The organism is Agrobacterium sp. O3.4, from assembly GCF_041414895.1.
Classification (GTDB): domain Bacteria; phylum Pseudomonadota; class Alphaproteobacteria; order Rhizobiales; family Rhizobiaceae; genus Agrobacterium; species Agrobacterium cucumeris.
This window is the reverse complement of the sequence record NZ_JALPZP010000001.1, coordinates 1521447-1535685: the sequence shown is the minus strand read 5'-3', so window position 1 is coordinate 1535685 and position 14239 is coordinate 1521447. Positions and strand designations below refer to the sequence as shown.

The 14239-nt window shown below is 60.5% G+C and carries 13 protein-coding genes; 2 read left to right on the top strand and 11 right to left on the bottom strand.

The window, feature by feature from the left end; all coding sequences use genetic code 11:
• Positions 1 to 11: 11 nt before the first annotated feature.
• The 3 genes from M0412_RS07415 to M0412_RS07405 all read right to left on the bottom strand — a co-directional run bounded on the left by M0412_RS07415 (position 12) and on the right by M0412_RS07405 (position 4901).
• On the bottom strand, positions 12 to 746 hold the full coding sequence (locus M0412_RS07415) for a phosphatidylserine decarboxylase (protein WP_142839938.1): 735 nt from the start codon (positions 744 to 746) through the stop codon (positions 12 to 14).
• A 128-nt stretch (positions 747 to 874) separates the two neighbouring features.
• Complete coding sequence (locus tag M0412_RS07410) at positions 875 to 2761, bottom strand: ABC transporter ATP-binding protein/permease (RefSeq protein WP_269698359.1); 1887 nt, start codon at positions 2759 to 2761, stop codon at positions 875 to 877.
• A 106-nt stretch (positions 2762 to 2867) separates the two neighbouring features.
• Positions 2868 to 4901, bottom strand: coding sequence for a LysM peptidoglycan-binding domain-containing protein (locus tag M0412_RS07405; RefSeq protein ID WP_269698358.1), 2034 nt, complete (start codon positions 4899 to 4901; stop codon positions 2868 to 2870).
• Between the two features lie 156 nt (positions 4902 to 5057).
• Here M0412_RS07405 and M0412_RS07400 point away from each other — a divergent pair, with 156 nt between their 5' ends.
• Together M0412_RS07400 and M0412_RS07395 are read left to right on the top strand one after the other, a co-directional pair.
• Positions 5058 to 5678: a TIGR00730 family Rossman fold protein gene (locus M0412_RS07400; protein ID WP_080842185.1), complete on the top strand. Its 621-nt coding sequence runs from the start codon at positions 5058 to 5060 to the stop codon at positions 5676 to 5678.
• A 242-nt stretch (positions 5679 to 5920) separates the two neighbouring features.
• Positions 5921 to 7681: a penicillin-binding protein 2 gene (locus M0412_RS07395; RefSeq protein ID WP_269698357.1), complete on the top strand. Its 1761-nt coding sequence runs from the start codon at positions 5921 to 5923 to the stop codon at positions 7679 to 7681.
• 54 nt (positions 7682 to 7735) lie between these two features.
• Here the strand turns inward: M0412_RS07395 and rarD are convergent, their stop codons facing one another.
• The 8 genes from rarD to M0412_RS07355 form a co-directional block, all read right to left on the bottom strand.
• Positions 7736 to 8644, bottom strand: a complete 909-nt coding sequence (rarD, locus tag M0412_RS07390; RefSeq protein WP_269698355.1) for an EamA family transporter RarD — start codon at positions 8642 to 8644, stop codon at positions 7736 to 7738.
• 241 nt (positions 8645 to 8885) lie between these two features.
• Positions 8886 to 9842: a prolyl aminopeptidase gene (pip, locus tag M0412_RS07385; RefSeq protein WP_269698353.1), complete on the bottom strand. Its 957-nt coding sequence runs from the start codon at positions 9840 to 9842 to the stop codon at positions 8886 to 8888.
• The gene (locus M0412_RS07380; protein ID WP_269698351.1) at positions 9839 to 10324 is read right to left on the bottom strand and encodes a GFA family protein; all 486 of its coding nucleotides are present in this window, start codon (positions 10322 to 10324) and stop codon (positions 9839 to 9841) included. Before M0412_RS07380 ends, pip begins: the two co-directional genes overlap by 4 nt.
• The gene (locus M0412_RS07375; protein ID WP_269698349.1) at positions 10324 to 10785 is read right to left on the bottom strand and encodes a GFA family protein; all 462 of its coding nucleotides are present in this window, start codon (positions 10783 to 10785) and stop codon (positions 10324 to 10326) included. The genes M0412_RS07380 and M0412_RS07375 overlap by 1 nt, the downstream gene beginning before the upstream one ends.
• Positions 10782 to 11258, bottom strand: coding sequence for a GFA family protein (locus tag M0412_RS07370; protein ID WP_142839477.1), 477 nt, complete (start codon positions 11256 to 11258; stop codon positions 10782 to 10784). The genes M0412_RS07375 and M0412_RS07370 overlap by 4 nt, the downstream gene beginning before the upstream one ends.
• Positions 11255 to 11563 carry an endonuclease domain-containing protein gene (locus M0412_RS07365; RefSeq protein WP_269698347.1) on the bottom strand — a complete coding sequence of 103 codons (309 nt, stop codon included), beginning with the start codon at positions 11561 to 11563 and terminating at the stop codon, positions 11255 to 11257. Before M0412_RS07365 ends, M0412_RS07370 begins: the two co-directional genes overlap by 4 nt.
• Positions 11564 to 11876: 313 nt before the next feature.
• A complete protein-coding gene (gene cysS / locus M0412_RS07360; protein WP_269698345.1) occupies positions 11877 to 13262 on the bottom strand; it encodes a cysteine--tRNA ligase in 1386 nt (461 codons plus the stop codon).
• A gap of 216 nt (positions 13263 to 13478) precedes the next feature.
• The gene (locus tag M0412_RS07355; protein WP_269698342.1) at positions 13479 to 14219 is read right to left on the bottom strand and encodes an SDR family NAD(P)-dependent oxidoreductase; all 741 of its coding nucleotides are present in this window, start codon (positions 14217 to 14219) and stop codon (positions 13479 to 13481) included.
• Positions 14220 to 14239 lie beyond the last annotated feature (20 nt).

Genomic DNA, 14239 nt, shown 5'->3' with positions numbered 1-14239 from the left:
CCTGATTGTCATCAGCCGCGGCGGCTGATGACCGGGCCTTTGGCGGAGCCGAATTCGGCAAGTACGGTTTCACCGGCAACGGCGGTCTGGCCGACGGAAACGCGTGGCTGGAAACCTTCCGGCAGGAAGATGTCGAGACGCGAACCGAAACGGATAAGGCCGAAACGCTCACCGGCATCAACTGGTTCATTCGGCTTGACCCAGCAGACGATACGGCGGGCAACCATGCCGGCGATCTGCACCACGCCGACCTTGCCATGCGCCGTCTCGATGACGAGGCCGTTACGCTCATTGTCTTCGGAAGCCTTGTCCACTTCCGCATTGAGGAAGAGGCCGGGGCGGTAAGCGACATTGACGATGCGGCCACGCACCGGCGCGCGGTTCACATGGCAGTTGAACACGTTCATGAATACCGAGATGCGTACCATCGGCTCCTTGCCGAGTTCCAGCTCCAGCGGCGGAACGACGGTCTGGACGGCGGAAACCTTGCCATCGGCGGGGCTGATGATCAGGTCGTCATCCTGTGGTGTGACGCGCTCGGGGTCGCGGAAGAAATAGGCGCACCAGGCCGTCAGTACGAGACCGACCCAGAATAGCGGTTCGGAAATCCAGCCGAGCACCAGCGATGCGACGAAGAAGGCGGCGACGAAGACGTAACCTTCCTTGTGGATCGGTACGATGGTGTTGCGAATGGTGTCGAACAGACTCATGAGATTCCTTGCTCCGGTTTCCGTTGTCGCGTCTATATGTGGTCGTGATACGACACGATCCACACGGCAATGCGACAAATTTTGCCTAGCTGGTTACAGCCAAACGACCCGCCCGGCAATGGCCCGGTGGATCTGCGCCCCCGGTTATCAGGGGTTTATGCCCGTCAATGCGCCGGTTCGCCGCGGTCCACGACGCCGAGATCGTCGGTTTCGCGAACATGGCGCAGCATCTCTTCCGCCCGGATGGCTTCGCGCTGGCGGCTCCACATCGAGGCGTAGAGGCCGTTCTGCGCCATCAGCGAGGCGTGTGTTCCACGCTCGGCGATCAGCCCTTCCTTCAGCACGATGATTTCGTCGGCGTGGATGACTGTGGAAAGACGATGGGCGATGACCAGCGTGGTCCGGTTTTTCGAGACGATGTCGAGCGCACTCTGGATCTCCTGCTCGGTATGCGTATCGAGCGCCGAAGTTGCCTCATCGAGAATGAGGATCGGCGGGGCTTTGAGAATGGTTCGGGCAATCGCCACGCGCTGCTTTTCACCACCCGACAGTTTCAGACCCCGTTCGCCGACCATGGTCGCATAACCCTCCGGCAGCTTGCCGATGAAGGCGCTGATCTGCGCCGCATCCGCTGCGGCCATCACCTCCTCCTGCGTTGCCGAAGGGCGGCCGTAACGGATGTTGTAGGCAAGCGTGTCGTTGAACAGCACGGTATCCTGCGGCACCATGCCGATCACCGAACGCAGGCTCTTTTGCGTCACGTTGCGAATATCCTGCCCGTCGATTGTGACGGCGCCTTCCTGAATGTCGTAGAAACGATAAAGCAGCCGCGAGATCGTCGATTTTCCCGCACCCGAGGGCCCAACGATCGCCACCGTCTTTCCGGCCGGTACGTCGAAGGAAACACCCTTCAAAATCGGCCTTTCAGGATCATAGGCAAAATGCACGTCGCGGAACGAGATGGCGCCTGGTCCGGCGCCAAGCGGTTTTGCATCCGCCCGGTCGGTAACCTCGGCCTCGACCTCGAGAAGGTCGAACATCTGCTCTATGTCGGTCAGACCCTGACGGATTTCGCGATAAACGAAACCGATGAAGTTCAGCGGCACGGAAAGCTGCAGCAGCAGCGCATTGACGAAGACGAAATCGCCGATGGTCTGTTCGCCGCGCTGCACAGCCAGCGCCGACATCACCATCATGACGGTGGAACCGATGCCGAAGATCACGCCCTGGCCGAAGTTCAGCCAGCCGAGCGAGGTCCAGATCGAGATCGCCGATTTTTCGTAACGCTCCATCGCTACGTCGAAGCGCTTCGCCTCCATCTCCTCGTTACCGAAATATTTGACGGTCTCGAAATTCAGAAGCGAGTCGATTGCCTTGGTATTGGCGTCGGTATCGCTGTCATTCATGGCGCGGCGGATGGAGATGCGCCAGTTGCTGGCCCGGACGGTGAACCAGATATAGGCCCAGACGGTGATGACGGTGACCAGCACATAGGAAAAACCGTAGGACGCCCAGAAAATAACCGCGGTCAGCAGGAATTCGATGAAGGTCGGCGCGGTGTTGAGAATGGTAAAACGGACAATGGTTTCGATGCCCTTGGTGCCGCGCTCGATAACCCGCGAAAGCCCGCCGGTCTTGCGTTCCAGATGGAAACGCAGGGAAAGCCGGTGCATGTGCACGAAGGTTCGATAAGCCAGCTGGCGCACCGCATGCTGGCCGACGCTGGCAAACAGCGAATCGCGCAGCTGGTTGAGCCCGACCTGTATCAGCCGCGTCAGATTATAGGCGATGACCAGTGCGACTGCGCCGAGCAGGAAGGCCGGAACCAGCCCTGCCATGTCTAGTTTGCCGTTCAGTGCATCCGTTGCCCATTTGAAGAAATAGGGAACGGCGATCAACACCAGCTTGGCGACAACAAGGAACACGGTTGCCCAGATCACCCGCATCTTCAGGTCCCATCGGCCTTCCGGCCACATATAGGGCCAGAGATTGATCAGGGTCTGGGTCGGATTGCTGGAATCCGCCGAAATGGTTTTTTTCTTTGTGGCCATCATTCTCTCCGGTCACTGCCGGAAGCCGACAGCATGACGGCGGCTTTCGCCGCCGTGCTTGTCACAGATGGGATTGTCGCGGCTTAACCGCAACCTCTTCCGCGCTTTAGGAGCCGCCCTTCAGCCGTTTGCGGTGGAGTTCTTCCGCATTCGGCAGGGCCTTTTCCGGTACACCGAAAATCTGGCCGGGCTCGATGAGGTCAGGATTTTTGATCTGGTCCTCATTGGCGAGGTAGATCGTCGTGTAACGCACGCCCTGTCCATAAACGCGCCGGGAAATCTGCCACAGCGTATCGCCGCGGCGGATGATGACGCTGTTCTGGCTTTCGGCAAGCGGTGCCTGCTCGAAGGTCTGCGGGCCGGCAGGTGCCTGCGGCGCGGGCGCGGCTGGTGCGGTAATGTGCAGTTCGGTCAGCCGGCTTGCGAGCGATGCGATGCCCTTGCCGATGGCCGCCACATCATTCGGCCATGCCTCGACCGATGCCAGCAGATCACGCGCCTTGGCGGTGATGCCACCTGCAAAGGCGGTGAAGGCCGGCTCTGTTGCCGCGGCGGTGCGGAACTCGGAGAGCGATTTCAGGGCAATCACCACCGCGGAGCGGCCGGCAATCGCCTGATCGAGCGCCGGTGTCGCCTGATCCCTGTAGAGATTGGAAAGAATGCCGAAAGCCTTGGAAACGTCGTCACGCAGCTTTTCAAAGGCGGCGCGGTCGATTGCCGTGCTCTGGTTTTCAGCCGGCGCGGCTGTGGTGGCGGCGGGCGAGGCGGTCGTCGCCTGCATGGCAACGGTTGCCTGATCGGTCTGTGGCCGCTCGAAGGGAACACGCACGCGCAGCTTCACCGTGCCGTCGGCATTCAGTTCCTCGACGGTGATGATATGGCTGCCAACGGCAAGATCGACATCACCTTCGACGACGAAATGACCGGAGGCTTCCGTAATGCTCTTGCCGATTTCCCGGTCATCGACCAGTGCACGCACCGTCGAACCGGCAGGTGCGGAACCGGCGACGAAAATCTTCGATCCCTCAAATTCCACGGCTGTGACCTGAACGGTCGCTGCAGCAGCCTGAGCTGGAACGGAACCGGCCGCAGGGGGAGCCGTCACTCCGGCAACGGCTGCAGGGGGAGTGGCGGCATTGCCGGTTTCGGCGGTTGCGGCCGCGGGCTGTCCCGATTGTGCGGTCTGCAGTGCCGGAGGTGCGGCCTCCGGCATCGCCAGCACGCGGCTTGCCTCGCCGGGCTTGGAAACCATCGCCAGAAGTTCGCCGGCCTTGCCGTTGGGCACCGAGACGGTTGCCACTTCCTCGGATTGTGTCGCCTTGCCGCTGATGTCGGTGGAACGCAGCACCAGCTCATGGTCGCCCGGCGGCAGGGGATTGTCGAAAACCGCGGCGAAATCGCCGGTGCCGTCGATGGTCGTCTGGGCGATCACCTTGCCGTTGCTGAGAATTTCGAGCTTGGCGCCCGGCTGCGCCTTGCCGGCGACCACGGCCGAACCATCCGGCTCGACGCGCAACACGTCAAAGGTCGGCACGCCGGGCGTTGCCTGCGCAGCCCCGGCAGGAGCCGTGGTGGCAGGTGCAGCGGCGGGCTGTGCCGGCTGCGCTGCGCCATCGTCGGTGCCGGCGAAAACGCCTGCCAGGCGGCGGATCTGGGCTGCGGCCGCTGCCGCATTGTCGGGCAGACCGCGCAGGAAGGCCGTGGTGCGCTCGGCCGCCGTGCGCGCCGTGGTGATCAGCCGCGAGGTCGTTTCGTCCAGCGATTCCGGAATCTCGATATTGGTCAGTTCCTTGAGCGAAGCTTCGACCTTTTTGCGCGCCGCTGCGAAATCGGCGTCGGAGGGAACCTTGCTGTCGGCGAAAAGCGTTGTCAGATCCTTGATCGACTGGGTTGCAGAGGCCGCCAGCCGCCCCACCTTGTCGGCGATATTGGCGGTTTCCTCAGCGGCGTCGGACAGGATGTCGCCTGCCTTGTCGCCACCCATTTCAACGCTGTTCTTCACCGCATTGCCGGCCTCGTTGATGGCCTCGCCGATCGGTTTGCCGTCGTTGGAAATCCTCGGCAGGACGAAAAAGATCATGAGCAGGGACGCAATGCCCAGCACGATCAGCGCCAGCAAACCGGCTTTATTGTTTTTCATCCTGGAATCTCCGGGTATTTCAAGCTTTTCACACGAGTTGAGATTGCTAGCGTCTTACCTGGCGGCAGACAAGCGGTGTGTGGCCAAAAGGCCATATTTACAAGGGATTTCCCAAATTTTCTTGACGTGCAGCATCCCGCATAGTTCCTTCCTCTCATGACGGACAAAAATACAGCGATTCGATCCATCTGCGTTTATTGCGGCTCCCAGCCCGGACGTGATCCAGCTCACATGGAAGCAGGCCGCGCGCTTGGGAAATCCATTGCCGAAAACGGCATCCGCCTCGTTTATGGCGGCGGCACCAAGGGCATCATGGGCGCGGTTGCCAGCGGCGTTCTTTCCAACGGCGGCGAAGTGACGGGCATCATACCGGAGTTTCTGGTCGATATGGAGGCAACGCGCCATTCTCTCGGACAATTGAACGAGCTTGTCGTCACCAAGGACATGCATGAGCGCAAACATATGATGTTTGAGCGCTCGGATGCCTTCGTGACCCTGCCGGGCGGTGTCGGCACCCTGGAAGAGATCGTCGAGATCATGACCTGGGCGCAGCTTGGCCGTCACGCCAAGCCGATGGTCTTTGCCAATATCAACGGTTTCTGGAACCCGATGCTGGAGCTGGTGCAGCACATGCGCGACCAGGGCTTCATCCATCGCGCCCACCTCTTGAACCCGCTTGTCGTCGACGAGGTGAAGGACATCGTGCCCGCCATCATCGACCGGGCGCTGGCGCAGCAGAACCCGGAAGGCGACCCTTCGGTCATATCCCGCCTCTGAGACATGTTGCCCGAAAACGTGCGGCGTTTTCGGGGTAACGGCATGCATCACGCATGGAAAAATCGTTAATGAACCGCCGCGCGGTTCATTATAATTTTAAGTGTATATTAATACAGATTTAACAGCGGCATTGCTCCGCCCGCTCTTTTCATGGCCCCGCGACTGATCCTGTGCCAGCGTCACCAGGACGTTGGCTGTCGCGGAATCTCTTTTCGCCGCCATGAGATTGGGTGCATCAGGAAATGATTGCTTTTGTGGTGCGGCTTAAAAGCCGGGCGCATTTCATTATTCAGAGAAGCCCGCTGCGGGGCAGGGAAGGTGTGCTTGGTTCCGCCGCCCGCCGCCGGGTGGATACGCGAATGCGCCTCGGTATCCTGATCGCCGTTTTCGTCGCCATCTATGCCGTCGTGGCTGCGCGTCTTGTTCAATATGGGCTTGCGCAACCCGTCGCAACCGCGTGGATCAACACCGGCGCCACCGCCGTCGCGTCGCGGCCGGATATCGTCGACCGCAACGGCAAGCTTCTTGCCACCGATCTCAACATGGTGTCGCTTTATGCCGATCCGCGCCGGGTGGTCGATCCGGACGAGGTGGTGGAGAAGCTGGCGACCGTCATCCCCAATCTCGACTGGCGCGACACGCATCGCAGATTGCGTTCGGATAGCGGTTTCCAATGGCTGCGACGCCAGCTTACGCCCCGTCAGCAGGCGGATATCCTCAATCTCGGCATACCCGGCATCGGCTTCCGGCCGGAAAAGCGCCGGTTTTATCCGGGTGGCCCGACGGCCTCGCATATTATCGGCCACGTGAATGTCGATAATCAGGGCCTTGCCGGCATGGAGCGTTATCTCGACCAGCAGGGGCTCGCTGATCTGCGCGCCACCGGTCTTGCAAGCGGCGTGGCGCTGGAGCCGGTGAAACTGTCGATCGATCTGCGCGTGCAGAACATCGTCCGTGAGGTCGTCATGAAGGCGAAAACCGACTATCAGGCGGAAGCGGCGGGCGCGGTGATCCTTGACGTGGAGACGGGCGAGGTGCTGGCCATGGCCTCGGTGCCGGACTACGACCCCAACGAACCGTCCCGTACCCTTGCCGATGGCAGCATCGACAGGGAGTATGAAAAGGGCTGGTTCAACCGCATGAGCAACGCCACCTTCGAGATGGGCTCCACATTCAAGAGCTTCACGCTCGCCATGGGGCTGGAGGCGGGCGCGATCACGCTGAATTCAGTGGTCGACGCGTCGCGGCCGATCCGCATGGGCGGCTTCACCATCAAGGATTTCTGGGGCAAGAACCGCCCGCTTTCAATCGCGGAAGTGTTTCAATACTCATCCAACATCGGCACGGCGGCGGTTGCCGACATGGTCGGTGTCGAAGGCCACCAGCAGTTCCTGACGAAACTCGGGCTGCTGTCGCGCATGGAGACCGAGATGCCGGGCGTGGCCACGCCAACTCAGCCGAGGACGTGGAAGAAGATCAATTCCGTCACCATTTCCTTCGGGCACGGTATAGCCACCACACCATTGCAGACGGCGGTTGCCGCCGCAGCGCTTATCAATGGCGGAAACCTGATTTCACCGACTTTCCTGTCGCGTTCAAGGGAAGATGCGGCAACGGTTTCCCGTGCCGTCATCAAGGGAAAGACCAGCGCCGATATGCGTTATCTTTTCAACTGGAATGGTATCAAGGGCTCCGGCAGGCGTGCGCAGGTCGAAGGATTTCACGTCGGCGGCAAGACCGGCACCGCTGACAAGGTCATCAACGGCCGCTACGCCAAGGATATCAATTTCAACAGCTTCGTCGCCGCCTTTCCGATGCATAAGCCGAGATATGTCGTGCTGTCGATGATCGATGCGCCGAAGACGGGTGAGAACGGCGGCCGCACGGCAGCCTCCACCGCAGCGCCGATGATCCGCGAAATCGTCGCCCAGACGGCAGCGCTCCTCGGTGTCAAACCGCGTTTTGGTTACGAAGCGGATCCGCAATTGCTGATGGACTATTGATGTCTGCCTCTCCTCGTTCCCGCAACGGGCACAGGAACGAGGGAAGGAGCCGGATTACCGCTTTAACCGCATCAGACTTGAGCCGGTATAGATCGCCAGTGCCACCCAGATCATCGCAAACGCCGCCATCCGCACCGTGTCGAACGGTTCCTTGAAGATGAAGATGGCGATGAGGAAGATCATCGTCGGCGCGATATATTGCATGATGCCGATGGTCGAAAGCCGCAGCAACTTGGCGCCATTGCCATAGAGAATGAGCGGAACGGCGGTGATCACGCCGCTTGCTGCCAGAAGCCAGGTGTCGGCGGAATTGCCGCCCATGAAATGCGCCTGTCCGCTGAAGCCCAGCCAGGCCATGACCAGCACGGCGGGAATGGACAGCAGCATGACTTCGAGCAAGAAGCCCTGCGTCGCGCCAATCGGCAATGTCTTGCGGAAAAAGGCGTAAAAACCCCAGGACATTGTGAGCGCGATTGACACCCACGGCAGGCTGCCCGCATGCCAGGTGAGGATCGCCACCGCTATTGCCACGAGGCCGATGGCGGCGATCTGCGCCGGATAAAGTTTCTCCTTCAGGAGCACGGCACCCAGAAAAATGCTGAACAGCGGATTGATGAAATAACCGAGTGCGGCATCCAGTGCACGGCCCGCGCCGATCGCCCAGATATAGATGCCCCAGTTGATGCTGATGAGGGCGGCAGTGAGGCTCGCCATGGCCAGCATCTTCGGGCTTTTCAGTGCCGAGCGGATTTCCGTTGTCCGGCCGAGCGCAATCAGCACCGCCGCCGCGATCGGCACCGACCAGATGACACGATGCACGATGACCTCGATCGGCGAGATATGCGCAACCGCCTTCATGTAGATGGGGAGGAAGCCCCACAAGAGATAAGCGGAGAGCGCGAAAGCAAAACCGCGCGCGCTGTCGCCGCCCTCTTGGGCCGGGAGCGATTTGTCGAGTGCCATGGGGAGTACCGCCAAAATTGTTCGGATGGCGTTTTATAGCGGATCGTCACAGGGGCGGCCAATTCATTTCCGTGAAGGGTTCATGAGAAAAACTGCATGAATAACAGGCGCTTTGCTCTTGAAATAAGCTGCCATCGTAACTGTCAGGGTGCTCCACGCGAAAAAATCCCGCGTGGAGCCTCATAGGCATCCCATATGAATCATTGTCTCACCCGGCCGTTTCAAACCGCTGAAAAGACTCTTATTTCCCGGCAAAGCGATCGTTGGCGCGGATCAACTGGTCGAGAATGCCGGGTTCACTCATCGCGTGTCCCGCCGCCTCGATAATGTGGAAATCCGCCTTCGGCCAGGCCTTGGCCAGCTGCCAGGCATATTTCAGCGGGCAGGGCATGTCGTAACGCCCATGCACGATGACGCCGGGAATATCCTTGAGCTTGCCGGCATCGCGCAGCAGTTGCCCTTCTTCCAGCCAGCCGGCATTGACGAAGAAATGGTTCTCGATGCGCGCAAAAGCGATGGCATATTTATCCTCGCCGAAATCCTCGACGCGGTCAGGATCGGTAACGAGCGCGATGGTCGCGCCTTCCCACTGGCTCCATGCCTTGGCGCATTCAAGCTTCTTTGCCTCGTCAGCGCCGGTGAGATAGCGATTATAGGCCTGCATCATCTCGCCACGCTCGGCTTGCGGGATGGGCGCGATGAATTTTTCCCACTGGTCCGGATACATTTCCGAAACGCCGAACTGGTAGTACCAGTCCAGTTCCGGCCGGGTGACGGTGTAGATACCGCGCAGGACGAGTTCGCTGACGCGGTTCGGATGGGTCTCAGCATAAGCGAGTGCCAGCGTCGAACCCCAGGAACCGCCGAAAACCAGCCATTTTTCAAAGCCGCAAAGCTCGCGCAGCCTTTCAATGTCGGCGACCAGATGCCAGGTGGTGTTGGCCTCCAGTTCCGCATGCGGTGTGGAACGGCCGCAGCCGCGCTGATCAAACAGGATGACGTCGTAAAGTGCGGGATCGAAAACGCGGCGATGCGTGGGGTTCACGCCGCCGCCCGGGCCGCCATGCAGGAAAACCGCCGGCTTCGCGCCGCGTGTGCCCACCCGTTCCCAATAGATCACGTGCCCATCACCCACATCGAGCATGCCGGTCTCGAAAGGTTCGATCTCGGGGTAAAAGCCGCGCAGTTCTTCGGTCATGGATTATTGTCCTCTGATGGCCATTTGGCCGTGTCGTGGTCCGGATGCTGCCGGCTGTTCACCGGCGCGGGCGCGTCATCCGTTGCAGGTTCCGGCTCGACCGGCAAGCCGTCAAGCTCGGAAAACCAGTGCATCTTGCTGGCAAGATTGGACTGCGCCTCCGGTTTTATCCGCTCTGGCTCATCCAGCGAACCAAGGGTGATATTGATGAAATCGGCGCCCGTAACGTCGTAAAAAAGCGGCGTGCCGCAGCGGCCGCAAAAACCGCGGCGCACATGGTCGGAAGACTGGAACCATGATGCTTCGCCGCGGGTCATCTCAAACTGCGTGAGGGTACTTGCCGCAAGCGGCATGAAATAATTGCCCGATGCCTTCTGGCACATGCGGCAATGGCACAGATGCGGATAACGCAACCCGCCCTCGATCCGGTAACGCACTGCGCCGCACTGGCATCCGCCACTGAAGTCCGTCACCTCGTCCATCAGCGGCCTTCTTCAGGAGGCCAGACCTGCGTGTCGTGATCCGGGTGCTGATAGGAGTTGATTTCGGCTTCGTCCACGCCCTGTTCCACGGCTGGTTTGGAAAACAGCTGCTCGATCCACGGCATGCGCTTGTGAAAATTGACCTGCACCTGCGGTTCGATCTGCTCCGAGTGATCGAAAGCGCCGATGGCGATCTCCATGCCTCCCGGATAATGATAGGTCAGCGGCGTGCCGCATTTGTTGCAGAAACCGCGATGGATCTTGGTCGAGGAGCGGAAGAGGGCAGGCTGGCCGCGTGTCCAGACCAGATGCGCCTGATCGGCGCTGACCAGCGCGCCGAAGAAATTGCCGAAATGTTTCTGGCACATGCGGCAATGGCAGATGGAGGCCCGGCCAAGCTTGCTGGCGTGAAAACGCACGGCCCCGCACTGGCAGCCGCCGGAAAAGCCCGCTTCATTCATTTTCCGCTCTCCGGTGGCCAGCTTTCAGTGTCGTGGTCGGGGTGCTGATAGGAGACGAGGTTGGTGAGATAATCCACCGAGGTCAGGTCGTCTTCCGTGGGAACGGCAGGCAGCGTGTGGATGCTGTCGACGAAATCGATCTTGCGCTCCACGCCCCACTGAATGGTCGGCGGCAGGGCGGCGGGATCGTCGAATGCCCCCGCTGCCACCGCCACGCCATCCGGCGCTTCATAGGTCAGCGGCGTGCCGCATTCCGGGCAGAAGCCGCGCTTGACGACGCTGGAGGACTGAAAGCGCTTCGGCTCACCGCGCGTCCATTCGAATTCGACCTCACGCACGGAGACCAGCGGCGCATAATAAGCCCCGAAAGCCTTCTGGCACATGCGGCAATGACAGACGGAGCTGTCTTTCAGATCGCCGGTCGCGCGAAAACGGATCGCGCCGCATTGGCATCCGCCGGTATGGGTGGTCATGCTTGGTTCTCCTTTACCGTTCGGATAATGTGGAGACAGACATTATCGATGTCTTTGAGGATATCATCGTTCCAGAAACGGAGGACGGTCCAGCCAAGTTCCTCAAAGGTCTGTGTTCTCTGCTGGTCATAGTTTGCCGCAGCATCTTCCGTGTGCTGAAATCCATCCAGCTCGATGATAATCTTATGAGATGGGCAGGCGAAATCAACGATGTATCCAGCGACAGGCAGCTGGCGTCTGAAAGAGAGGCCGTCTAGGCGGTGAGCATGGACGGCGCCCCAAAACTTCAGTTCTGTGTCGGTCATAGCCTTTCGCATTTGCCGCGCATATTCCCGATGTTGGGGTTTGACCTTGGCGTGGGGCATGAGCGGCTCGCGGCTTGAAGGGATACTGCGAGATTGGAATATGGTATGGGCGAAAGCAAGGGCCTGTCGTGTGGCTTTACCCCCCTCTGCCCTGCCGGGCATCTCCCCCTCAAGGGGGGAGATCAGCAAGACGCGCTACTTCAACTTCACTCTCTCACCGTGAGATGGGCGAGACCTCGCCGCGAATCGATCTCCCCCCTTGAGGGGGAGATGCCCGGCAGGGCAGAGGGGGGTAAAGCCGCGAATCGCAGCCTTACCGCTTAATCTCCCAAGTCGTCGTCCGCTCGCCCGTTTCCTTGTCCTTGCCATCCTTCAACTGAATGCCCTTCTCCGAAAGCTCGTCGCGAACACGATCCGCCTCCGCAAAGTTCTTCGCCTTCAGCATCTCGAGCCGCAACTGCACCAGCGCATCGACAGCCGAAACGATGGCCTCATCCATTTCCGCCTTCTTCGGCAAGACACCAAGCAGTGCAGCGCTGGCGGCAAAGGCCGGCAGCCTGGAAGGGTCCACATTGGCGGCGTGGGCCAGCGCGTGCAGCGCCTGGACGGCGGCGACCGTGTTGAGATCGTCGGCAAGCGCCTCGAGCACGGTTTCATCCGGTGCCGCATCGGAGACATCGGCCGCGGGCCACTTGGAAAGCAGGCGTTCGGCCTCTTCCAGGCGCTTCACCGAAAAATCTATCGGCTCGCGGTAATGCGTCATCAGCATGGCAAGGCGCAGAACCTCGCCCGGCCATTGGCGGCCGCCGAATTTCTCCGTGTGCAGCAATTCGTAGATGGTCACGAAGTTGCCCTCGGACTTCGACATCTTGCGGCCTTCCACCTGCACGAAGCCGTTATGCATCCACACATTGGCCATGACATGCGTGCCGTGGGCGCAGCGCGATTGCGCGATTTCGTTCTCATGGTGCGGGAAGATGAGATCGAGCCCGCCGCCGTGAATGTCGAAGACCTCGCCGAGGTAACGACCGGCCATGGCCGAGCATTCGATGTGCCAGCCCGGACGGCCACGGCCCCAGGGGCTTTCCCAGCCCGGTTCGTTATGCGAGGACAGTTTCCACAGCACGAAATCGCCCGGGGTCTTCTTGTGGGCTTCCACCGCCACGCGTGCGCCTGCCTGCTGCTCGTCCAGAGGCCGCTTCGAAAGCTGGCCGTAATCGGCCATCGAGCGGGTGTCGAACAGCACCTCGCCGCCCGCCGTATAGGCGTGGCCGCGGGCAATCAGTTTTTCGATGAGATCGATCATCTCGGCAATATAATCGGTGGCGCGCGGTTCGACGGTCGGCGGAAGGCAGCCGAGCATGGCCACATCGTCGTGGAACTGGTCGGCGGTCTTTTTCGTCACCGCATGGATGGCGTCGTTGAGCGGCAGATGCGGATAATCGCGCAGCGCCCGCGCATTGATCTTGTCATCGAGATCGGTGATGTTGCGGGCATAGGTCACGTGGGTCTCGCCATAGACGTGACGCAGCAGCCGGTAGAGAACATCGAACACGATGACCGGGCGCGCGTTGCCGATATGGGCAAAATCATAGACCGTCGGGCCGCAGACATACATGCGCACATTATCAGCGTCGATTGGCGCAAATTCCGCCTTTTCGCGTGTCAGGGTATTGTGGAGTTTGAGGCGCAAAGACATGCGGGTGTTCCCTAAAGGCAGTCAATTGTCCTGACCGGACCGTTTGTCTGTTGGACCTTGCGGGGAGACGAAAACGATCTGGCCGGCGGCGAACCAGCAAAATTTATTCAGCAGCAGGTGCAGATCGTTGTTTTCATGTCTTGCCTTATGGCGCGGCGGTGCCGTGCGGTCAAGAGCATCCGTGGTGACCGCATCGGCTGCCGAGGCATGAAACAGTCACTCCGGCTGGCGGTAGTCCACGAATTTCCTGTCACGCACGACAAAGAGCTTGCCGGTTTCGGTAAGCTCCGGCGAGGCAAGCGGAAGAATGGCGGCGGCAACCTCTGACGGGTGCGGCACGGTGGCCGGGTCTTCGCCGGGCATGGCCTGGGCCCGCATGGCGGTGCGTGTGGCGCCGGGATTGATGCTGTTGATGCGCAGCGCGCTCTTTTCGGTCTCTGCCGCCCAGGTGCGGGCGAGTGCTTCGACTGCCGCCTTGGAGGTGGAATAGACACCCCAGAAGGGGCGACAGCTATGGGCGGCACCCGAAGACAGGATCAGCGCGCGGCCGGCATCCGATCTCAGCAGCAGCGGCTCAACCGAGCGGATCAGCCGCCATGTGGCGGTGACATTGATGGTCATCACCCGCTCGAAAACCTTGGCCTCGATATGGCCGACCGGCGAGATGACGCCGAGAACGCCGGCATTGGCGACCAGAATATCAAGCTTGCCCCAGCGCTCGAAGATATTGGCGCCCAGCGCATCGATGGCGTTCATGTCGGAAAGATCGAAGGGAACCAGCGTCGCGGTGCCGCCAACGGCCTTGATGGCGTCGTCCAGTTCCTCAAGGCCGCCGACCGTGCGGGCGCAGGCGATGACATGCGCGCCGGCCTTGGCCAGTTCCAGCGCCGTGAAATAACCGATACCGCGCGAAGCGCCGGTGACGAGCGCGATGCGGCCCTTGAGATTGATGGTCATGTTGCCCCTCCGAAATGATT

Bases quoted from the DNA above. Each gene is read 5' to 3' on its own strand.
- M0412_RS07405 (WP_269698358.1), bottom strand. From the start codon at position 4,901: ATGAAAAACAATAAAGCCGGTTTGCTGGCGCTGATCGTGCTGGGCATT.
- M0412_RS07365 (WP_269698347.1), bottom strand. From the start codon at position 11,563: ATGACCGACACAGAACTGAAGTTTTGGGGCGCCGTCCATGCTCACCGC.
- rarD (WP_269698355.1), bottom strand. From the start codon at position 8,644: ATGGCACTCGACAAATCGCTCCCGGCCCAAGAGGGCGGCGACAGCGCG.
- M0412_RS07370 (WP_142839477.1), bottom strand. From the start codon at position 11,258: ATGACCACCCATACCGGCGGATGCCAATGCGGCGCGATCCGTTTTCGC.
- M0412_RS07410 (WP_269698359.1), bottom strand. From the start codon at position 2,761: ATGGCCACAAAGAAAAAAACCATTTCGGCGGATTCCAGCAATCCGACC.
- M0412_RS07380 (WP_269698351.1), bottom strand. From the start codon at position 10,324: ATGGACGAGGTGACGGACTTCAGTGGCGGATGCCAGTGCGGCGCAGTG.
- M0412_RS07395 (WP_269698357.1), top strand. From the start codon at position 5,921: ATGATTGCTTTTGTGGTGCGGCTTAAAAGCCGGGCGCATTTCATTATT.
- pip (WP_269698353.1), bottom strand. From the start codon at position 9,842: ATGACCGAAGAACTGCGCGGCTTTTACCCCGAGATCGAACCTTTCGAG.
- cysS (WP_269698345.1), bottom strand. From the start codon at position 13,262: ATGTCTTTGCGCCTCAAACTCCACAATACCCTGACACGCGAAAAGGCG.
- M0412_RS07400 (WP_080842185.1), top strand. From the start codon at position 5,058: ATGACGGACAAAAATACAGCGATTCGATCCATCTGCGTTTATTGCGGC.
- M0412_RS07375 (WP_269698349.1), bottom strand. From the start codon at position 10,785: ATGAATGAAGCGGGCTTTTCCGGCGGCTGCCAGTGCGGGGCCGTGCGT.
- M0412_RS07355 (WP_269698342.1), bottom strand. From the start codon at position 14,219: ATGACCATCAATCTCAAGGGCCGCATCGCGCTCGTCACCGGCGCTTCG.